This is a genomic window from Bacteroidota bacterium (genome assembly GCA_023957335.1).
Classification (GTDB): domain Bacteria; phylum Bacteroidota; class Bacteroidia; order NS11-12g; family UBA955; genus JALOAG01.
This window is the reverse complement of sequence record JAMLHC010000003.1, coordinates 401,926-423,217: the sequence shown is the minus strand read 5'-3', so window position 1 is coordinate 423,217 and position 21,292 is coordinate 401,926. Positions and strand designations below refer to the sequence as shown.

Here is a 21,292-nt window from a genome sequence, read left to right as displayed (position 1 = left end):
ATAATCAAAGTTTAGAGTAAATGATAGTTAATCGGAGTTTTTGTTCTATCGGGTTACTTTTTCTGGAATCAATCAAAACCCTCGCAGCCGTAATCGGCAGGTCGATAGTGTTGGTAAGATATAATCCAAAATTAAAATTATCTCCGTTATTCAAATAGGAGTCAAATAAATCTTGAATATGCCGTGTAATTGTAAACTTGTATTGACCCAATGATTCGTCATATTTGCCACCATAGGTATTTTCTGAAGAGAAAAGGTCAATTATTGGAAGATTAATTCTGGTTTTTTCATCCGGTTGGTTAAGAAGCAGGCGTGTGGGAGCTTTGTATTTTGAGTTTATAGCATCTTTATATACCGGAATAATCAGTTCGGCTTTATGGATAAAAATTTTGTTGTTATTGGCGAGCGAGAACAGGTTGGGAAATTGGAAAAATGTTTTAGCACCAGTCAAAGCTTGAACGTACGTTGTGTCATAGTTCAATAGAGGGTTATTCTTCTGAAGGCTAATATTGGCAGGCTGTTGAGAGAATTTATATTGAGAGAACTTCACAGCAGCAGAATCAAGTGAATAGTTGATATGCTTATTTCCGTCATAATAAACGTGGATTTGAGTGCTCGCTGCTTTGAAATTAAACCCTACTACTGCTCCTTCTCCCGAAGCCGGATTTCCGGTGGGCTTGATACATATTCCTTTCAAATAGTTGGCAAAAGAAGTCTGAGTATTAATGTCACCCGGTGCCGCATTAATCAATTTGTTTGCAAAGTCTTTGGTGAGTGCAATTTTGATTCCCGGTGCGGTATTTCTCATAACCGAATCTTTCACAGGAATGCTGTCTGTTAAATTAAATGTGCCTGAGAATGAACCAATTTCTATAGGCAGGTATGTAATACTGTCAGTGGAATAATAGGTTTTAGCTGCATCTATATCGGCATTGAGTTCATATACCGATAGGTTCTGTGTAGAATTCAGGTTTCCGTAGGAGGCAATTTCGGAGGTAAAAGTCAGATAAATAAAAGCTGAGTCTGCTCCTGAACCCACGTCAATAATATGGTTAAGAATTGCAAGTCTGACTTGGGTATAGATAGACGATTCGCTCATGCCGAATAGCGGGTCATTCATTTTACCGGCAAGCTGCTGATTGCTTGACATTCGCGATGGAATAGAATCTTCGCGTACTGTTGAACTTAATACCGTAAGTGTGTCAGTATAGAAAAGGTCAGTAGGTTCGATTGTGCCGGTATTTAATGAGATAAGGTCATCTCTTTTTTTGCATCCGGATATGAATACAATTAAAAAGGTCTGCAAAATGCAGACCCATAAAAAAAATTGTTTATTAATAATGTGTTTCAAAATGTTCTGACAAATCAAGAGTTTTGTAGGATAGCATTATAGAATTCGACATACTTGTCGGTGTAATGCTCGATGTCTTCGGCAGGGTGGGCTAAACTAGGTTTGTCCTGAATATGTTTTTTCACTTCCGGATCTAAGCAGTCAGAACAAGTGATAACTGCATCGGAATAGTTGATGCCACCAATGTGCATGCCCTTGAAATCGGCTTTGCCAAAACACTCGAGATCTTTGTCTGTAAGCTCGTTAAGACTTGCTTTATGCGAAAAATCTTCTCCCAGACAAGCATTGTCTGATTCCTTGAAAACAGAATATATTACTTTGGCATTTTTGAAAACCGGTTCATCCTTATAGATGGTTTTTACATAAAGAGGTATCAAACTTGTCATCCATCCTTGGCAATGAATAATATCCGGTGCCCAGCCAAGTTTTTTTACGGTTTCTAAAACTCCTTTGCAGAAAAAGATTGTTCTTTCGTCATTATCATCAAAAAACTCTTGATTTTCATTGTGATACAAATGCTTACGGTGAAAGAAATCTTCATTGTCAAGGAAATACACTTGTATTCTTGTTCCGGGTATAGAAGCCACTTTAATAACCAAGGGGTTGTCATTATCTCCTATGGAAATATTAATACCTGAAAGTCTGACAACTTCATGCAGTCGGTTTCTTCTCTCATTGATAATACCAAAACGAGGTACTAAAACCCTGATTTCATTATTATGTTCTTGAATTGCCTGTGGCAGGCGTCTTGCGATAGTTGAAACCGGAGATTCTTCTAAGAACGGGCTCATCTCCGATGATACAAATAATACTTTTTTTCCTGTAATTGCCATATATGTTTATGAGTTGGTTGTTAAAGCACTGCAAAGATAATATATTTTTTCCGGTAATTTGCCAAATTACCTTTTAGAAGTTTTCTTTGCCGTCTCATTAAATTTCTCTTGCTGATTGAAAATTGCTAAGAACATCAACGAGTTAGCACAATTTATGACCCAAAATAAAGAGGTCAATATAGGTTTTGTTCCCACTATGGGGGCATTGCACCCGGGGCATTTATCTTTGGTCAAGGCTGCAAGTAGCCAAACAGATTATGTTGTGGTATCACTCTTTGTCAATCCACTTCAATTTAACAACCCCATAGATTTAGAAAAATATCCGAGAAATATAGAAGGAGATATTGCACTACTGGAAAATTCCGGATGTAACCTGCTTTTTGCACCTTCTGTTGATGATATTTACCCTCAAGGAGTTCCCAATATTGAATTAGACATTAAGGATTTGGAATCGGTCATGGAAGGCAAAATGAGGAAAGGGCACTTTCAGGGTGTTGTTCAGGTGTTGCATAGACTGTTTTCTCTGATAAATCCTCAAAAGGCATTTTTTGGGTTGAAAGATTATCAGCAATGTTTGGTTGTAAAAAGATTAGTTGATACATATTTCTCTGATATACAATTATTTTTTGAGCCTACTATGCGCGAAGCATCCGGGTTGGCTATGAGTTCTCGCAATCAGCGATTGAGCCTTGAAGGCAAAAAGGAAGCCGCGGAGATATATCGAAAATTAATCTATTGCAGGTCTCTTTATCCGGCAGAATCGCCTCTGAATATTATTGAAAAAGGAAAAGCTGAATTCAAAAAACAAGGATTGGAAGTTGAATATCTTGAAATAGTAGAAGCCGAAACTCTGCGCAATCCAATAATATGGGAAAAGAACAAAAAGTATATTATCTTAGCTGCCGTGTATATTGAGTCTGTGAGACTGATTGACAACCTTTTTTTGAACTGATTTGCGTTTGCCATCTGAAATATTGACTGATGAAGAATTAACTTTTGAGGAATTTATCTCAAGATTTAAACATGCTTTGAGCTACTTTGAAGACGCTGAGCTTGCAAGGAAGCGCCTACTTTTTTACAGATGGAAAACCACAGAAGAGTTAGATAAAAATATACTCGAATTTGAAAATGCTGTTAAAAGAACCGGAGGCAATGTTTTATGGGGATACGAAACTGCCGATTCTGTTAATATTATTAAGAATTTATTAACTACTAATGCAAGAGTGGCTTATGCGCCATCCAAGATTTCTGATGAAGTTGAGATTAGTTCGGCTTGTAACGTCCCGTCTCTGGAGGAGTTTCAAAATTCACACAAAGGACAGACTCCTGATTTTTTGATAGTACATGCCAAGTTTCTTGTGTTAAATTCAGGTCATATCTATTACTGCACAAATAGTCGCAAGGAGTTTGAAGCAGTAAACAATGCAAAAACCTTGTTATTTCTTGCCGGGGTTGAAAGCTTGGTTCATAATGGTGTTGAACTTGAACTTGCAAAAAACCTTTTTAGCACCTATGAAATAGGTCAGTTTGGTTATCCTATGGAAATGCTTTTAAAAGCAGGCAAACCTGATAATCGTTTTACACAACAAGTTCATTTACTCTTGGTTGACCATGGCAGAACCAATTTACTTGAAAAAAACCTTGATAGAAAGTTTTTCCCTTTACTGAATTTTGAATTACCCAAAGAAGTGGCGAGGATACTTTGGAAGCCAATTGCAAACACACCGGTTGCTCACCCTTTTCAGTTCTATATTACAGACCCATTGATGAATGGGAGTAATCGAAACAAAAGATTTCTTTTTACACATAACGGATACAATCGCTTATCTGAATTTTTACCAATCAAACTGGATATGTTTGATTATTATATTCGTTCTCGAATTGCATTTGCTGATAGCAAAAAATCCAATTTCTTTAGAAAACTCTCTAAAAAGAATTATGTCAAATCTTTTTTAGAACCTAAAACAAAAATGCCGGTTAGAAAATTTGTGTCATTTCTGCAAGACAAAATAATGCCCCCTAATTTCAAACCCAAAAACAATACTGAAAAGTCTTTTATTGAGCAATATACCTATAATAAGAGAAAGATTTAATTGAATTTGTTCACTCGGTTTTGTGAGAGCAACTCTAAAACTCACAAGCGCATACTTCCGTTGTCTGTGAGTATCAAACTACATAAGAGTCAATATAGAGCTTCTTATTTAGATTCAGCAATATGAAGATTAAGTTCTTTCAACTGTTCTTGAGAGATAGAAGAAGGAGCATCAATCATCACATCTCTACCCTTGTTATTCTTAGGGAAAGCAATAAAGTCTCTGATTGAATCGGAGCCGCCAAAGAGGGAGCACAGTCTGTCAAATCCAAAAGCAATACCCGCGTGGGGCGGTGCACCATAGTCAAAAGCATTCATCAAAAATCCAAACTGTTTTTGGGCTTCTTCCGGAGTAAAACCAAGAATTTTGAACATCTTTGACTGGAGTTCTTTGTCAAAGATTCGCACAGAACCTCCACCCACTTCAACTCCGTTAATGACAAGGTCATACGCATTGGCGTTTACACTTGCCGGGGCAGAGTCTAATTTTGCCATATCCTCAGGATTAGGCGCAGTAAATGGGTGGTGCATGGCAAAAAATCTTTGTGCATCTTCATTCCATTCGAGTAAGGGGAAGTCTATTACCCACAAAGGGCTATACACTGTATTGTCTCTTAATCCGAGTTGTGTAGCCAAATACAGACGTAACTCATTCATTTGTTTTTGTGTTGCAATGGTATCTCCGCTCAATACTAGCATCAAATCGCCTTGGCTTGCTCCGCATACGTCCGCCCATTTTTGCAAATCTTCCGTGCTAAAGAACTTGTCCACTGAGGATTTCAGACCATCTTCGCCAAAGCGACACCAAATCAATCCTTTAGCACCTATCTGAGGTCGTTTTACATAATCCGTAAGTTCGTCAATTTGTTTGCGGGTATAGTTTGCCGCACCTTTAGCACAAATTGCAATGATGCTTTTTGCATTGTCGAAAATGCCAAACCCCTTTCCTTTGGCAATATTATCCAAATAATTAAATGTCATGCTAAACCGCGTGTCCGGCTTGTCCGAACCATAGTTTTTCATAGCGTCAGCATAAGACATTCTGGGAATTTGAGTGATTTCAATGCCTTTTTCCTGTTTGAAAAGATACTTCACTAATCCTTCAAAAGTCTGCAATACATCTTCGCGTTCTACAAAGGACATTTCGCAATCTATCTGAGTAAATTCGGGCTGTCTATCTGCTCTTAAATCTTCATCTCTAAAACATTTGACTATTTGAAAATATTTATCAAACCCAGCCACCATCAACAATTGTTTGAAGGTCTGAGGAGATTGTGGCAGAGCATAAAACTCACCTTCATTTATTCTGCTGGGAACCACAAAGTCTCTCGCACCTTCGGGTGTGGATTTAATCAAAACGGGGGTTTCAACCTCCAAAAAATCAGCCCTTGACAAATACTCTCGTGTGTATTGAGCCACACGGTGTCTGAGTTCAAGTTTTTTTCTCACCGATTCTCTTCTCAAATCCAGATAGCGATATTGCATTCGCAAATCTTCTCCTCCATCTGTGTTTTCTTCAATCGTGAAAGGAGGAGTTTTTGATACATTTAATACCTTGATATCGCTTACAATAATCTCAATCTCCCCGGTTGGAATTTTGGGATTTTTATTGCTTCTTTCTGCTACTTTGCCTTTAATCTGAACCACAAATTCACGTCCGAGTGTGCGTGCCTGTAATAACAAATTATTGTTTATCTCTTCATTAAAAGCAAGCTGTGTAATACCATATCTATCGCGTAAATTGACAAAAGTAAGCGAACCAAAATCTCTGGAATTAGCTACCCAGCCGCTGAGTGTAACCTCTTTGTTAATATCAGCTAATCTCAATGCTCCGCAAGTGTGTGTTCTGAACATAATAATCTGTTAGTCTTAGGGCTCGCGAATTTAGGAGATTTTGAAGTATGAAAACTGATTGCTATGCCCTTACATGACACTCATGATTAGCATTGCTATAAATAATGCATAGTATGATGTTGAGGTACTTTTTGTGATGATTTTAAAACATCATGAAACTTTGGTGTCAGGAGCAAGAGGCGATGAGTGTTTAGAATTAATAAAGGTTAAAAAAAACTCCGATAATACTACCGGAGTTATTTTCAAAAAAATGAATATTCATTAAAATTTATTCTACCACCACTTTCGTAATGCTTTGTGCACCTTCTGAAGTAAGCAACTTCACAAAGTAAACGCCTTTTGGAGCATTATTCATTTCAATAGTATTTATTTGGTGATTGAGCGTAGTCGAAAGCACCACTTTACCCAGAACATCCACTACTTGCATGCTTGCTTGGCTGTAGTTTTTGTCCAAAGAGATAGTAAACGTGCCATTACTTGGGTTGGGGTAGATGGAAGAAGCTAAAACTGTTTTATTCTCATTAATACTTGTTGTCCCCCCACAGTTTTCACTGAAACTTGCTGTTGCATCAAATTTAAAATTAGCCCCTGTCCAGTTTGTAGTGCTGTATGCTGCATCATCTACCTGAATGCAGGTAAGATTGGGATTACTAGTAGCATGGAGAGATATGAATTTGGTATTGTTTCCATTTTTAAGATTTAAACTAGATAATTTACTATTTCTACAGTCCAAATGAGTAAGATTTGTATTCGCAGAAAGATCCAAGGTGGTAAATTTACTACTGAAACAATGTAAATTAATCAAAGCTGCGTTTGAAGATAGATTCAGAGTAGTCATAATACAACCATCACAAGTTAAATATTGCAAAGCAATATTACCACTTAAATCCAAAACAGTTAAGACAGTATAGCTACATTTTAAGTAAGTTAATGCTGTATTTGCAGAAACATCCAAAACAGTTAAGTTATTACTTCCGCAATCGAAGTTAGTTAATGCAATATTTTTAGAAACATCTATAGCTGTTAAGTTGTTTTCGTTACAAAGTAACTCAGTCAAAGCAGTATTCGCAGAAACATCCAAAGCCGATAAGTTATTATTACCGCATCTGAGTGAAATCAAAGCTGTATTTGCAGAAACATTTAATGCGGTTAATGTGTTAGAAAAACACCATAACACAGTTAAATTCGTATTTGCAGAAACATTTAAACTTGTTAACGTATTGGTGTAGCAATGCAAGACGGTTAATGCGGTATTCGCAGAAACATCCAATGAGGTTAATTGATTTTGGAAACAATATAATGTTGTTAAGGACGTAAACGCTTCAATGCCTGTTAAATCTGTAATAGACAGATTTGGACACTGTCTCGTCCTAAAAAAAGTTTACAGTTTGTGTTGCTAAATCCTGATACAAGTTTACAATAATATTTACATCCTGTCATGGGTTTACAAAATTAGTTTTTTGATAGGATTTCCAAAGTCTATTAAACTTTCGTGTATGGGTTTTAAAAACATGGTTTGGGGTTTGATTTTCTAAACTCAAATGAGGTCTTTTTTGGTTGTAAAGTTGAATAGTTTGAGCCAAAATAGCTTTAGCTTGAGCCATGTTTTTAGGGTTGTATTGGTAAAGGTATTCTTCTTTTAAAATTCCATTTACTCTTTCAGCGTAGGCATTGTCTGTGGGTTCGCCTGACTCGGTCATGCTTATTTTGATGTTGTTTTCTAGGAGCTTGGCTACATATTCGGCAGAGCAGTATTGAGAGCCTCTGTCTGAGTGATGGATGATGTGGGCGGTTTGATGGGGTTTGTAGCAGATAGCCATATTTAAGGCTTCCAGACTTGATTGAGCTTTTAGGTTATTATCCAGGCTGTATCCGATGATTTTACGTGAACGCACATCGGTTATCAAACTAATGTAAAAGGTGTGGTTGCCGGATTTCCAATAAGTGATGTCACTAACCCAAAGGTGGTTTATGGTGTCTGCCTCATAGTTTTTTACAAGGTTGGGCCACTTGCGCATCCAGTGTTTAGAAAAGGTTGTTTGTACCTGTCTTTTTCGTTTTTTAACAAGCATTTTGTGATGCCCCAGAAGGTCAAACAGAGCATCTCTGCCTAATGTAATTTGATGTTCATGGAGGAAAGGGTACAGCAAAACCATGAGTTTTCTGGTACCCAATCGTGGATGTTCTTCCCGAATCATTTTGACTTGTTGTAGAATCATTTCGTTGTGGAAACTTTTATGTTCTTTTGTTCTAAAATGCTGATAGAACGATTGCCTGGAAACACCAAATAACCGACAATAATCGCTTAGGCTATGTTGCGAATAGGTCATTTTCATCTCAAGGATTACTTGGTGTCTGACTTTTTTAAGATAGGGATATTCATTTCATTTTCAGCCTTTTCTATCACTCTGGCATACATTTCTGCACGCAGTTTTTCTTGTGTTAGTTTGGCTTCCAGGTCTCTGATTTTTTTCTGAAGCGCTTTGTTTTCAAGCTCCAATTTGCCCGGGTCTTTCTTTTTTAAATGATGTTCTTTCACGAAGCCAAGGTAAGGCGTTTTTGCAAAAGGATCTACAATTCCAAATTTTCGCATCCAACGGGTAATGGCACTGTCTGCTTTAATACCGTACTTTTTTTGAATTGATTCTTTGGAAGCGTTACCATCCAAATACTCTGCAATAACTTTTCTTTTGAATTCGTCATCGTGAAAAGTAAGCGTTCTTTTTTGCTTTTTAAACAACTGATTTTCTGTTTTTTTGTCTGTCATAGTTTACTTTTTTAAAGGTTAAAATGTGTAAACTTATTTCAGGACAAGACAGCGAGGTAGAATGTTCAATTAACCACTTCACCCGCCATTGAGCCAAACGCCTGTTAGCAGTAGTGATTATTGTCTCATTCTTTTTTTGCATTCACTTAATATTTTACGGTGTCTTGAAGACAAGATGTTTTTAGTATTTTGATAGTTTAGAGGTAAATAATTGGTCGTAATTTTTTCATGTTCAATTGAATCTAAGTTTTGCAAACTACAAGTTTCAAATTCAACTATGCAGTTGTTGTCCATAAATCTATTAATCTCAAATTTACTCGTTGACATTTGGAGTTGCAATAATCCGCAAAGTGTTTGTCTTAATGATGAAAGCCGTCCGTTTTGAACCCCAGTTGTGTGAAAATTTTGGCTGTCATGAATGTGGTATTTAACAAGTCTATCGTGTCCTTTTTTACCTTTACCTATGTATAAAAGTCCATAATCTTCTCCGTTAATTTCTCTAATGAGAATTCTTTCAAAGTCAGTTTCTGTGTTTAGTAAATTTAATAAGTTGTCAAAACAATTTATCTTGAACCACCAATAGTAAACAATCGGTTCATTTGTGATTCTAATATCTTGAATTCTAATATCTGAAACTGTCATCATATTTCAATTTCATTGTTTATTAGACGTTGTGCAAATTCATAATGCCAGTTTGTGCGTCTATTTGTCTGATAGTAATTGAATTGAAAGTTGTTGTTGTTCAGATACGGATTGTTATTTAACAGAGCTTGATTTTTATAAATAATTATTTTCTCATTAGGCAAATTTGCAGTGAGTTGACAGAAGGGTAAAACATAATCACTTCCTGCAATCAATAAAATTTGTTCATTTGCTTCAACTCCTTCTAAATGGTTAAAGTCATGAAAAATATCAATATTATTCCTAATTGCATAATTAGGAATGTTTCTGTTATTGGAAAATGTTATGTTGTATTTTGGAAGTCTGAAATCTGCTCTAATAATTCCCCAACCAGCAGAGAATATAAATAAGTCATTGCCATAGTTTTCAAATAGATCAGCATAAATATTAGGTCTATATAGATTATAAGCATGGAGTAAATTATAAGCTTCTTCTTGTTGAGCTATTAAGTCACGCCATGTATTATTTTCATTAGGTATTAAATCGTCAGGGTGAAAATACAGTTCATTATTCTGTAAAGCCGCATTCACATGTGAAACAAAATTTATTGTCTCTTGATTGTATGTGAATGGATTTCCATTTTTGCTGTCACAACAGCTTATTACTATTTTCATATTTTGTCAGATATCATTACTGCTAACGGCAGTTCGTCTAAAAACCTCTGTTTCGGTTTCAAAAATAGGACAAAAGGAATTTACGAGATGATTTTAGAGGCATTTAAATTTGAAGCTTTAAGAATTTGCCATTTTGAATTTGGAAAAATAAAACGGCTTAAATAGGTTTAAAATAGCTTTTAAAAGGAGATTAATGGCTAAAAACAAAAGCCCAAGCTCTTTTAAGTAGCTTTGGAGCAGTTTTTTGTCAATGATATTAAAGATTCTGCGTAGGTTGTAGGCTGTGAAGATGATTCCAACATCTGCTTGGGCATGTTTTATGGTCTTTTTAGTCATGATGTAGTAGAAGTCCCACTGCCGTTTAATGACTCCAAAAGGATGTTCCACAATAGCTTGTCGCCTTCGGTATAGTTCCATATTTTCATTGAGTCGATTTTTGTTTGCATCAATCAGGTTTTGGTGTTCAGAGCGTTCAATTAGTCTTCCTTTTTTGTTTGTTGTACAGCTTTGGAAAAGAGGACAGGTAAGGCAGACTTTGGTTTTGTAATGCTTCATTCGATTCATTGTTTTGCCGCTAGCTTTGTTGTACCATCGTCCGTTGGTGGTGAGCACTTGTCCTGCTGGGCAAGTGTATTGGTCTAGGTCTATGTTGTAATCAAAATGTTCCACATCAAAGGCTAAATCGGGAGCGTGAGAGGCCACATCGGGAAAAGCTACAATCACTTCAACCTGGTGTTTGTGAGCATAATCAAACTCTGTCCCTGTGTGGTAACCTTTGTCGTAAAGGGCGGTGAAATCAGTTTTCCCAAGAATGGTTTTGGCTCTTCGCACCATAGCTCCCATGGCTTTTGAATCGTTTTGGTTGGTTACTTTAAAATCAATGGGAATATTGTGTTTGGCATCTACTGTGGATTGAATGTTGTAGGCAACTTCTGTAATATTATTTCGGGTAATCATTTGGCGACTATCGGGGTCGGAAGTTGATATCTGTGTGTCGCCCGTTTCTGTTAATTCCTGCCTCATTTGCTCGTATTTGTCGCGTTGATTCAAGTGTTTTTGGATTTTGTCTTGTGCTTCTTTTTTCTGAGCAGGATCTCCATCCTCGGCAGCTAATATGCCTGAATATTCTTCTAGTTTGGCATCAATATAGGCAATGTGTCTTTCGATTTTCTTTGGGTTAAAATTGTTCTTTTTGGAATTTTGCGCTCTCATTTTTGTGCTGTCACCGGCAATGAGTTTGCCTCCAATCAGTTCGAAATGTTTTGCCAGTTGTACGGTTGCTCTAAATACTTTTTGGATTGCTTTTGGATTGTCTTTTCGGAAATTAGAAATGGTGTTGTGGTCGGGCGCAAGCCTTCTCATTAACCACATCAATTCAAGATTTCTTTTACACTCTTTTTCCAACTGCCTAGAAGAGCGAATACGGTTTAAATAGCCATAAATAAACAGCTTTAGCAGATCCGCAGGATGATAAGCAGGACGACCATTTTCATCAAATTCAGATTTGAATCCGAAGTCTTTTAGTAGTAATGCATTGACAAAGAGTTCAATAAGTCGAACTTCATTATCTCGGTCAACAGCCTGCTCCAAGCAAAAGAATTGCATTTGATCTCGGTTTTCTCCTTTAACAAACTTCATGCTGTAAAACTACTGATTATCAGCATGTAAGCATAATAATTAGGTGTTTAGTTGTTAACAATCAAATAGTTAAGTGTGGAAAAGGGGTTTTTAGACAGTTTGACGGTTTTCAGCTATACGCAGGCAGGGCATTTTACCATTGAACTTCCTACGAAGAACTGAACTTTAAATTTACCACTTTACTGTCCTAAGAAGCACGAAACCCCTGCTTGCGTATAGCTGATGTTACAAGCTGGGCTTCCTCTTTGTATTGTCATATAGTTTAATGTTCTTCAAAATAAAAATCCAATTTTTGGTTGGAAAATCAATATATTTCGAGATGGGGTATATTTATAATATTCAGGATTAGGTGGCGATAATTCTTCATACTTTCCTCTTTCAAAAATATAGGTATAATTAAAAGATGTACTAAATGAAAAATGTTTGTAAAAAATCAATCCTAATTCTGTTCCTATTCCTAAACCAAAACCTTTAGTTTCTACTCCAACCGATGCAAAATCAAAAGGGTTTGGAGCTGGATATGATGCAAGAAATATATGATCTGAACCATATCCATAAAGTAGTTCAATGCTTGGTTTAATATATCCTTGTAAATTTTTTGACAAAGATAATAGTTGTATTTGACCAAATTTTAGATTTAAATAGTAAGAGTATTTACGAAGTATTTCACCTTTATTTATATCTAAATGATTGCGTTGATTTCTAATTTGCATATAATTATTTCTACTGTATCGAAAATAAGATAAAGTTGCAAAATATTTATTTTCAAAGTGCCTAGTATAAGATAAACAAATGTCACCAAAACGAATCTCTTTATCATATATGCTTGAAGTTTTATAACCATATCCATCCATATAATTTATGCTGGATAAACTAAATTCAATTTGATTTTTAGGTAGTTTAAAAGATGGAATAGTATCGGCTTGTGCTGATACTATTCCAATCATTGAAATAACGATTGTCAGAAAAGTTTTCATTGCTTAACAAATTTTAATGACTGACTAAAACCACTATTATTTGATATTACAATTGAATATACTCCTGATGTTAAATGAGAAATCGATAATCCATTTTTAAAGTCATCACTTGAAAGTGTTTTTGAGATTTGGGCACGCCCTAGCATATCTAAAATAACTATGTTGAAAATTCCATTTTCCAATTCAAAATTAGTTAATTCATTGAATTTGATATTCAAAACATCTGTTGCAGGGTTAGGATAAAGTTCAATTTTGCTTATTCTGTTGCTTAAATCTTCTATACCCATCATTGGCATTTGAGAATTACCACAACCATAAGTCCAACAAGGATAAGCAATTGCACATGGCTCACAATATGGACCTATGTTACAAGCACTCCAAGCCCTACAAACTTGATTTTCAACATATGAACAACGACCATACAAAATTCTAGCAGCTGCAACTGCATGTTCTCTTGCTAGTGGATATGTTTCAGCAGAACCTGTTAAATTGGTTAAACTATAATATGAAACATTGGCTGCTATATCAACACCAACACCTTGTACCCATCTTCCTAATTGAGTACCGCCCAGACTTAATAAATAAAAATATCGATTTTGTACTCCTGCATTTGGATGAGGAGCACTACCTGTAGACCAAAAACCAGGTTGTTCAAACCATGCAGGATGCCCTAATGAATTAGGGTTTTGCATGTCTCTTATAGTGAAATTTGCATCTTCTCCCATTGTCCAATTAAATGAACCACCTTTTGCAAATCTTTCCGTCATTAGTCCAAAAATATCAGAAAAGGATTCGTTTAATGAGGCGGCATGTCCAAATCTATTAAAATTTGCAGTATGATGTGAAACTCCATGAGTAAATTCATGACCTCCAATATCATAAGTTGCTAGTAGATTCCCTTGTGAAGTGCTTCCAAATCCCATATAATCGAATTTAGAATTTGAAGGTTCAAAGAATGCATTTACATTTGCTCCAGACCAAAAAGCATCATTACCAATCACCCGTATTTCTTTATTTGAGTTATTGAAGCCGTGTCTAGAATATGTGTTTTGGAAAAAAGACCATGACTCCTGAACAACATGGTGACATGATGTTGCACCCCAATGCGAATTACCCCAGTTATCATCTTTATCATCAGGTAATTTTCTTAATGCGTAACTTCCATATTGATCATTATCATCCTTCGTAAGTATATTTCTTCCATTATCATTTGCTTGTAAGAAAAATTTACGTTTTAGTCCACCATACCACCGAGTATCAATAAATTTATTGCCATAATATACATGATTGAAATCCCCATTGCAAGTATTTTCAAACTCCTTTATTACATTTCCATTTAAGGCATCAATGTAAATATATTTATTAAATTTAGGTGTAATGGCTAATATCCTAAACTTCCATGCAAGTTTATAATTAGCAGGGATAATTGCCTGGTCGCCAATTAGCGCATAAACTAATTCACCTTTCGGATAGTAGGTTGACATTTCAGGCACTGAATCCAATTGCAAATAATACTCCAAGCTATCATCTTGCCAAGCATACAATTCTGCATTTGAGTGTGCTAAAGCATTAGAAAGGGCGGATTCTTCTGAAACTAATGGAATCTTTGATAATTCGAGATTTTCAACATACCTGCCATTAGATAAAACAACTTTGTTAACGACAGGGTCAAAATGTTCTCTAAACTCAGAACTTTCCACTAATATCCCTTTATAATAATGTTGATAAAGAACATGCTGTAAGCATACTTGTTGGTCGTCCCATTGTCTAACAATTGCCATACTATCGTTGATTGTTAATCCAGTATGTGCCTTGTATGTGGTAAATAACTGGAAAGGACTCATAGAGTCACATTTCCACCAAAGTAGTCCCATTGCATTATTTTCCTCAACTCTTGCGTTGATGAAAGTATTGTTGGGATTATGTAGAGTTGGAGTTTGTCCAAATATTGTTGAACTAATTCCGATTATTAGAGCCAATAAGCTCATTTTTAAATTTAAATGTTTCATTTTGTAATGTATTAATATATTTGATTTTACAAACAAGACTTCGTTTTTCCTCCAAGTCAGTTTGCTTTTCAAGAGGACAAAATATGGTCTGTCAGACAAACCTATGCTTGTCTTGGTGGCCTTCTGTCTCTCGTCAGCCTTCTGTTTTTCGTTGTTCGCATGGTTGTCATAGCCTTGCTTGTAACGTTTTGCCGCTTTGCGAAGGCGGGGATTTTTAGCACTAAATTTCATTAGATGCACAAAGCTTGAATCTAGCACTTCACTGTCATAGAAGCACGAAACCCCCGCTTTTGCAAAACGGCTGTTATAGGGCGTTTTTCTCGTCATTGTCGTATTGTTATTTGTCTAAAGTGGCTTCTGTAACGTCCACTTCCACCACCTGCAAGAATAAATATATTTCCGTCTCTTGCCCATTTATTGTCAATTACCAATTCCATTTGTTTAGTTAAGCCAATTCGTAGTCTTTTAATGTCACGAGTTCCATATATAATTGGAAAAAATGGAGGAATTTCTTTTCTATATTTTCTTATATATATTTCATAGTATCCCTTTTTTTTGAACTGTCCATTAAATGTTTCTGTCCTAACTCCTAAACTGTCTCTGAAAGTCAATACAAGATTGTTATTCGCGTCAAAATGCATTTGAATAGAGTCAGCATTTGATTTGTAAATTTCAAAAAAGTCCAAAATTGTTGTCTTTGAGTTGTAGTTATTTCGTCCCTTTGTTAATAGAGATTTGTTTTCATAAGTTCCTTTAAAACTATTGTCAATTGGAGAGAAATCACTTTTACTAATTTTCAGTCCTGTCCCGCAAGAACTAAAAACTACAATTATCAATATTGTTATTAATTTTCTTGTCAATTTTCTGTCGTCTTTTAAAATGCCCTATAACGTCCGACAGATTTGCGAAGGTTGCACAAACACAGCCTCCACTACCAGACAAACGCTTGTCAAAACTAAAACAAAACTTCTAAACCAACGCTATACTACGCAACTTTTGCAAATCTGGCAGTTGTACGAAGTTGCCAAACGGGCTACACCGATAAAGTACCTTAGAAATCATTTTGCAAATTGATGATTTGCGAAGTCATTTTAAGGTTGTTTCAGCGTAAAATCAATAAGCCTGTTTAAGGGAAATTATCCACAAAAATTGACTTTGTAAGTTTTTGTAGATAATTTCGCAAAGCTTTTTCAGCGATTAGCTACGAAAGCAAGTCTTTCAGCAAATCTCATTTGCAAAAGCTTTGAAAACAAATCCTTTGTTTTTTCCTTAAACGCCTACTGAAAACCTCTGAAACCTTTATCTGTAAACGGTTGCGCCAATTTTGGACAACACCTAAATATCTGCAATACTACGGCTTATATTTCAACCTACAATCTCTTATGATAAAAAGTTTAAAACGCATTTATATACAGTTGATTGAGGGTGAAAATGCAATCTTCGCATTTTGTATTATGATATATCAAAATCATTGCGTACGGTCTGTTTGTGTAATACAAAAAACGCAATAAGAATGGATGCAATTAAACACTTTGAGAGCCAATTATAGGTTTTTGAAAATGGTAAACATCAGACAAAGAATGAGATTTGGGTACAGCATTTTGTATGAAAATAGCAGCAGTTAAGTTGGTTTCAATGTACATTATGAAGAAGTTGGAGATGCTTAGTTCTATTTTTGTATGGGTCTTTTAATAGCTTTGCACAAACGCTTGTTGCTGAATGAAAATACAAATATTTACCTTTAATCCTTTTGCAGAAAACACCTATATAGTTTATGACGAAAGTAGAGATTGCGCCATCATTGACCCGGGTTGTTATATGCCGGAAGAAAAAGAAGAGTTATTGGATTTTATTGCCCGACAGCAACTCGAACCGGTTTTATTACTCAACACACATTGTCATCTCGATCATATTTTTGGCAACAAACTGATTGCGGATACATTCGGGCTTAAGCCGATGTATCATCAGCTTGAAACGCAATTAATTGAAGCAGCGGAATCCTATGGCAAACAATGGGGGATTTTTGCAGAACCTTCGCCTTTGGCAGAGCAATTTTTGAACGAAGGAGATAAAGTTTCTGTGGGTGGGCTCACTTTTGACATCATTTTTGCACCCGGACATAGCCCCGGCAGCCTTTGTTTTTATCAGCCGGAGTACAAGGTGTTGTTTGGTGGGGATGTTTTGTTTAAGCAAAGTATAGGTCGTTTTGATTTGCCGGGTGGCGATGAACAAACCTTGCTTAACAGCATCCGAGAAAAACTGTTTGTGTTGCCGGGTGATGTCCGCGTGTTGCCGGGACATGGCGCTGATACAAGCATTGATTTTGAGAAGAAACATAATCCTTATCTCAAGTAAGTGTAGCACTTGGCAACATGTGTAGTTTAGAAGTATATACAAGTAATGCAGCACAATTTTAATAAAAATGACGTAGATGAAGGATAGTGCTTTTTTCTACTTTTGCGAAGTTCAAGGAGGGGTTTATGTTTTTTATATTCAGTAAAATACTTAGTTTTTTGTTAAACCCTTTTTTCTGGGTAATGATTTTGCTGCTTTGGAGTTTGTCCACCAAAAATATAATTAAGCGCAAACGATTGATATTAATCTCTCTGGTATTGGTGTTCCTATTTGGAAACAGTGTTTTGGTCAACGAGGTAGGTATTTTGCAAGAAAAGAAATGGCGTAATGCAGCCAAAAACTCTCATACCTATCCCGATACTGCGGTTTTATTGGGTGGTTTTTGTTCCGAGGACAATGATTTGAACAGGGTTGAATTTGCTGAATCTGCAGATAGGCTGTTTCAGGTATTGAAACTGTATCAATCACATCAAATAGGGACACTTGTAATTTCGGGAGGAAGCGGCAGCTTACTATATCCTAATCAAAAAGAAGCTAAACTTGTTGAAGAATACCTGAAGGAAGGACATTTTAGGACAGATAGCCTTTTGATAGAATCGCAATCTCGGAATACATTTGAGAATGCTCAATTTACCAAAGAGTTGATAGGTTTGGACAATCCGCGTATTCTGTTGGTTACATCCGCCTTTCACATGAATCGAGCAATGAAAGTATTCAGCAAAGCGGGTTATGCACCTCAGCCTTTTCCGACACATTTTTTGTTTGAACCTATTCGCAAATACAGCTTGGAATCGTTTATTTTACCCAATGCCCGCAGTTTTCAGAAATGGGAATTGTTGAGCAAAGAATGGCTTGGTACAATGATTTACAAGGTCAAAGGCTATTTGTAAGAGAGTGTTTGTACCCCCCAAAAAAAAGAATAAATTTGCCCGCCCTTTAAAATTGGTATGTGATTTGAAATACAAACTATAAATAACTCAACCACAATGAAAATCATGAAAAAACTATTTTTAATTGCTTTTGCAGTCTTATTTGCCGGCACAGCATTTTCTCAAAAACAAAAATTCGGCTATGTAGATACCGAATATATTTTAGGTAAAATGCCCGAATACCGTTCAGCACAAAAACAGTTGGATGAACTATCCAAAGACTGGCAGACACAAGTGGACAAGAAGTATGCTGATTTGGATGCCAAGTTTAAAGAGTTCAAGGCAGAAGAACCCTTATTGACAAAAGACCAAAGAAAAGAAAGAGAGCAAACAATTGTGAACATGGAGACAGAGGCTAAGCGATTTGAGAATGAAAAGTTTGGTCCGGAAGGAGAATTGTTCAAAAAACGTCAAGAGTTGATCAAGCCCATACAAGACAAAGTGTTTAAAGCTATTCAAAGTGTGGCAAAAGATGGAGCTTATGATTTCGTGTTTGATATAGCCGGCAATATGGTGGTTTTAATTACTGACCCCAAATATGACTTGAGTGATAACGTATTGGAATTACTGGGTGTAACAACAAATTAAGAATAAAAATATTTATATAACAGAACATAATATGACAAGTAGAATTTTGAAAAGAGCGATGGTTTTTGTGTTAATGATGGCTTCGTTTTATGGAGTAAAAGCACAAACAATGAAGATTGGTTATCTGAACTATAGCAATGTAGTTTTGGATTTGCCCGAATACAAAACAATGAACGACAGTTTAATGTCCTTCTATCTCAAGTTACAAGAAGATTTGAAAAAAATAGAAGATGACTATATTGCCAAACAAACAGAGTTGAACAAGAAAATAGAAGCGGGCAACCAAAATAAACGATTGATTGAATTGGAACAATATGCACTAGACCAACTTCAACAGATTTATCAATTTCAACAAAAGGAAAATGAAGAAAAATTAGCTAATAAACAAGAAGAACTCTTACTTCCATTAAGAAAAAAGGTTGATGATGCCATAGATGCCGTTGCAAAAGACAAAGGTTTTTCCATGGTAATTGATGCTTCTGTGTTGCACTTCAAACGCGATGCAGATGATATTGAAAACTTAGTGAGAGCCAAACTCAAACTAATGACAAAAGAAGAATCCGAGAAAAAAAGAAAAGAAGGAGCAAACGATATTGACACTCCGCCTATTCCAAAAAATCCATTAGGAAATTAGAACATTTTGAAATCACGTCCGATTGGTATATTTGACTCAGGTATTGGCGGCTTAACGGTCGCCAATGCTATATCTGCACTCTTGCCAAACGAACAACTGATTTATTTTGGAGATACAGCTCACTTGCCCTATGGAGATAAGTCAGCTAAAGCAATCAGAGAATATTCTCGTGAAATCATGCAATTCTTGGTCAATCAAAATTGCAAACTGATTGTGATTGCTTGTAACTCCGCATCTGCAAGTATTGGCAACTCTTTTCAAAAATGGATGCCGAAGGAAATACCGGTTATCAATGTTATAGAACCGGTCGTTCAGCATATCGCAAAACAAAAACACAAAAAAATTGGACTTATAGGCACCAAACGAACCATTAAATCCGGTGTGTTTCCTAAACATTTAAAAAATACAGCCCCCTCCAAATCTATTCAAAGCCTTGCCACTCCGCTGCTGGCTCCTATGATAGAAGAAGGTTTTTACAACAATAATATCAGCAAAGCTGTAATCAATGCCTATTTAGAAAACTCACGACTCAAAGGCATTCAATCCCTTGTTCTCGCTTGCACTCACTATCCCTTGATTGAGAAGCAAATCATAGAACTTGTTGGAAAACAAACCACAATCGTCAATAGTGCCCATGTTGTAGCAACTAAGGTCAAAGAAGTAATTAACAAACTTCACTTAGAGAATAATCAGCACAAACCTTTGGCACACCAATTCTATATCTCTGACTATACACCTGCATTTGAACAAGCAGCTAATCGTTTTTTCGGCAAAAAAGTGAAGTTGACCGAACACAATCTATGGAAACGACAAAAAGTCTGATATTCACCTCTTGTTAAATAGATTCAGCCACTCATCAATTTTCATTTTAATATTGCACCGGTGTAATATAATTTTGTGATGAGAAATGAGAGAAAAGAAAATCAATCAGTTCTGATAGTCGATGATTTCCATCCTTCATTATTAGAAGGTTTATATAGATTGGGAATTCATTTTGATTATCAACCCGAAATAGAAAAAAAGGAGATTTTAGCAAAAATCGCTCAATACTCGGGATTGATTGTGAGGAGTAAGATAGAGTGCGACAAGGCGTTCTTTGAAAAGGCTAAACAACTGAAATGGATTGCAAAAGGCGGCTCAGGCATTGACAGCATTGATGAACAAGAAACTAAGCTGAGAAATATACAAATAATCAATGCCCCCGAAGGAAATCGCAATGCTGTAGCAGAACACACCATAGGACTCATGCTCAACTTGGCTGATAATATTAGTCATGCATATCAAAGTGTTCAAAAAAGACGCTGGAACAGAGAAGCAAACAGAGGTGTTGAATTGGAAGGAAAGGTATTGGGCATCATAGGCTTTGGAAATATTGGTTCCACTTTGGCAAAAAGAATTTCGGGTTTTGACATGCAAGTATTGGCTTATGACAAATATAAACCCGTTGATTCACCTTTTGCGATAGCTGCAACACTTGACAGAATCTTTGAGGAAGCAGATTGGGTTTCATTACACATTCCATTGACTGAAGAAACTCGGAGCATGGTGAATGCAGATTTTCTACAAAAATTCAAAAAACCAATCGGATTAATCAATGCGTCAAGAGGTAAAATTGTGGTAGCTGCCGATGTTTTGACATTATTACAAACAGGTCAAATGGCGGCTTTTGGTGCAGATGTGTTGGAAAACGAAAAACCTGCCAATTGGAATGAAGAAGAAAAGCAGACTTATGGTATGCTGATGTCCATGCCAAATGTTGTCATAACCCCGCACATTGCAGGTTGGACAAAAGAATCCTATCGAAAAATTGCAGAAGTAATTATAGCAAAACTTGAACAGTTGCTTAGCTTTTAGATGCTAGAAAAAGAAAAATTCTATTTTGATTTGTGGTTTATCAAATAAAAACAGAAATTGCACCGCCTAAATAGGCGCCCCTAAAAACAAAAAATATTTAGTTTATATAACAGAAA

Annotated in this window: 20 protein-coding genes; 8 read left to right on the top strand and 12 right to left on the bottom strand. The window is 36.1% G+C overall.

The annotated features are described in order from the left end of the window. Nucleotides 1-4: 4 nt before the first annotated feature. Both M9892_07845 and M9892_07840 read right to left on the bottom strand, forming a co-directional pair. A complete protein-coding gene (locus M9892_07845; protein MCO5254257.1) occupies nucleotides 5-1,306 on the bottom strand; it encodes a DUF4270 domain-containing protein in 1,302 nt (433 codons plus the stop codon). 59 nt (nucleotides 1,307-1,365) lie between these two features. Next, nucleotides 1,366-2,184, bottom strand: a complete 819-nt coding sequence (locus tag M9892_07840; protein MCO5254256.1) for a glycogen/starch synthase — start codon at nucleotides 2,182-2,184, stop codon at nucleotides 1,366-1,368. A gap of 154 nt (nucleotides 2,185-2,338) precedes the next feature. Here M9892_07840 and panC point away from each other — a divergent pair, with 154 nt between their 5' ends. Beyond that, complete coding sequence (panC, locus tag M9892_07835; GenBank protein MCO5254255.1) at nucleotides 2,339-3,136, top strand: pantoate--beta-alanine ligase; 798 nt, start codon at nucleotides 2,339-2,341, stop codon at nucleotides 3,134-3,136. A 1-nt stretch (nucleotide 3,137) separates the two neighbouring features. Next, nucleotides 3,138-4,277, top strand: a complete 1,140-nt coding sequence (locus M9892_07830; GenBank protein ID MCO5254254.1) for a hypothetical protein — start codon at nucleotides 3,138-3,140, stop codon at nucleotides 4,275-4,277. A gap of 104 nt (nucleotides 4,278-4,381) precedes the next feature. Here the strand turns inward: M9892_07830 and aspS are convergent, their stop codons facing one another. From aspS to M9892_07780, 10 genes are all read right to left on the bottom strand, one after another. Further along, nucleotides 4,382-6,130, bottom strand: coding sequence for an aspartate--tRNA ligase (gene aspS, locus M9892_07825; protein MCO5254253.1), 1,749 nt, complete (start codon nucleotides 6,128-6,130; stop codon nucleotides 4,382-4,384). 268 nt (nucleotides 6,131-6,398) lie between these two features. Further along, nucleotides 6,399-7,400, bottom strand: coding sequence for a T9SS type A sorting domain-containing protein (locus M9892_07820; protein MCO5254252.1), 1,002 nt, complete (start codon nucleotides 7,398-7,400; stop codon nucleotides 6,399-6,401). 166 nt (nucleotides 7,401-7,566) lie between these two features. Beyond that, the gene (locus M9892_07815) at nucleotides 7,567-8,460 is read right to left on the bottom strand and encodes an IS3 family transposase (protein MCO5254251.1); all 894 of its coding nucleotides are present in this window, start codon (nucleotides 8,458-8,460) and stop codon (nucleotides 7,567-7,569) included. Nucleotides 8,461-8,474: 14 nt separating this feature from the next. After that, on the bottom strand, nucleotides 8,475-8,897 hold the full coding sequence (locus tag M9892_07810) for a hypothetical protein (protein MCO5254250.1): 423 nt from the start codon (nucleotides 8,895-8,897) through the stop codon (nucleotides 8,475-8,477). Between the two features lie 117 nt (nucleotides 8,898-9,014). Further along, complete coding sequence (locus tag M9892_07805; GenBank protein MCO5254249.1) at nucleotides 9,015-9,542, bottom strand: hypothetical protein; 528 nt, start codon at nucleotides 9,540-9,542, stop codon at nucleotides 9,015-9,017. Further along, nucleotides 9,539-10,192 (bottom strand): hypothetical protein, encoded by a 654-nt coding sequence (locus M9892_07800; GenBank protein ID MCO5254248.1) that lies wholly within the window; start codon nucleotides 10,190-10,192, stop codon nucleotides 9,539-9,541. The genes M9892_07805 and M9892_07800 overlap by 4 nt, the downstream gene beginning before the upstream one ends. A 117-nt stretch (nucleotides 10,193-10,309) precedes the next feature. Continuing rightward, a complete protein-coding gene (locus M9892_07795; protein ID MCO5254247.1) occupies nucleotides 10,310-11,830 on the bottom strand; it encodes an IS1182 family transposase in 1,521 nt (506 codons plus the stop codon). Nucleotides 11,831-12,102: 272 nt separating this feature from the next. Then, the gene (locus M9892_07790; GenBank protein MCO5254246.1) at nucleotides 12,103-12,807 is read right to left on the bottom strand and encodes a hypothetical protein; all 705 of its coding nucleotides are present in this window, start codon (nucleotides 12,805-12,807) and stop codon (nucleotides 12,103-12,105) included. Then, nucleotides 12,804-15,143 carry a M4 family metallopeptidase gene (locus M9892_07785; GenBank protein ID MCO5254245.1) on the bottom strand — a complete coding sequence of 780 codons (2,340 nt, stop codon included), beginning with the start codon at nucleotides 15,141-15,143 and terminating at the stop codon, nucleotides 12,804-12,806. Before M9892_07785 ends, M9892_07790 begins: the two co-directional genes overlap by 4 nt. Further along, the gene (locus tag M9892_07780; protein ID MCO5254244.1) at nucleotides 15,140-15,676 is read right to left on the bottom strand and encodes a hypothetical protein; all 537 of its coding nucleotides are present in this window, start codon (nucleotides 15,674-15,676) and stop codon (nucleotides 15,140-15,142) included. The genes M9892_07785 and M9892_07780 overlap by 4 nt, the downstream gene beginning before the upstream one ends. An 859-nt stretch (nucleotides 15,677-16,535) precedes the next feature. On the opposite strand from M9892_07780, the gene M9892_07775 reads away from it, so the two are divergent. The 6 genes from M9892_07775 to M9892_07750 all read left to right on the top strand — a co-directional run bounded on the left by M9892_07775 (nucleotide 16,536) and on the right by M9892_07750 (nucleotide 21,176). Next, the gene (locus M9892_07775) at nucleotides 16,536-17,171 is read left to right on the top strand and encodes an MBL fold metallo-hydrolase (protein MCO5254243.1); all 636 of its coding nucleotides are present in this window, start codon (nucleotides 16,536-16,538) and stop codon (nucleotides 17,169-17,171) included. 158 nt (nucleotides 17,172-17,329) lie between these two features. Further along, the gene (locus M9892_07770) at nucleotides 17,330-18,061 is read left to right on the top strand and encodes a YdcF family protein (protein MCO5254242.1); all 732 of its coding nucleotides are present in this window, start codon (nucleotides 17,330-17,332) and stop codon (nucleotides 18,059-18,061) included. A gap of 96 nt (nucleotides 18,062-18,157) precedes the next feature. After that, entirely contained in the window at nucleotides 18,158-18,688 is a 531-nt protein-coding gene (locus M9892_07765) for an OmpH family outer membrane protein (GenBank protein ID MCO5254241.1), read from the top strand. A 31-nt stretch (nucleotides 18,689-18,719) separates the two neighbouring features. Further along, nucleotides 18,720-19,322: an OmpH family outer membrane protein gene (locus M9892_07760; GenBank protein MCO5254240.1), complete on the top strand. Its 603-nt coding sequence runs from the start codon at nucleotides 18,720-18,722 to the stop codon at nucleotides 19,320-19,322. 6 nt (nucleotides 19,323-19,328) lie between these two features. Beyond that, nucleotides 19,329-20,144, top strand: coding sequence for a glutamate racemase (gene murI / locus M9892_07755; protein MCO5254239.1), 816 nt, complete (start codon nucleotides 19,329-19,331; stop codon nucleotides 20,142-20,144). Nucleotides 20,145-20,222: 78 nt separating this feature from the next. Beyond that, nucleotides 20,223-21,176, top strand: a complete 954-nt coding sequence (locus tag M9892_07750) for an NAD(P)-binding domain-containing protein (GenBank protein ID MCO5254238.1) — start codon at nucleotides 20,223-20,225, stop codon at nucleotides 21,174-21,176. The last annotated feature ends 116 nt before the right edge of the window (nucleotides 21,177-21,292 follow it).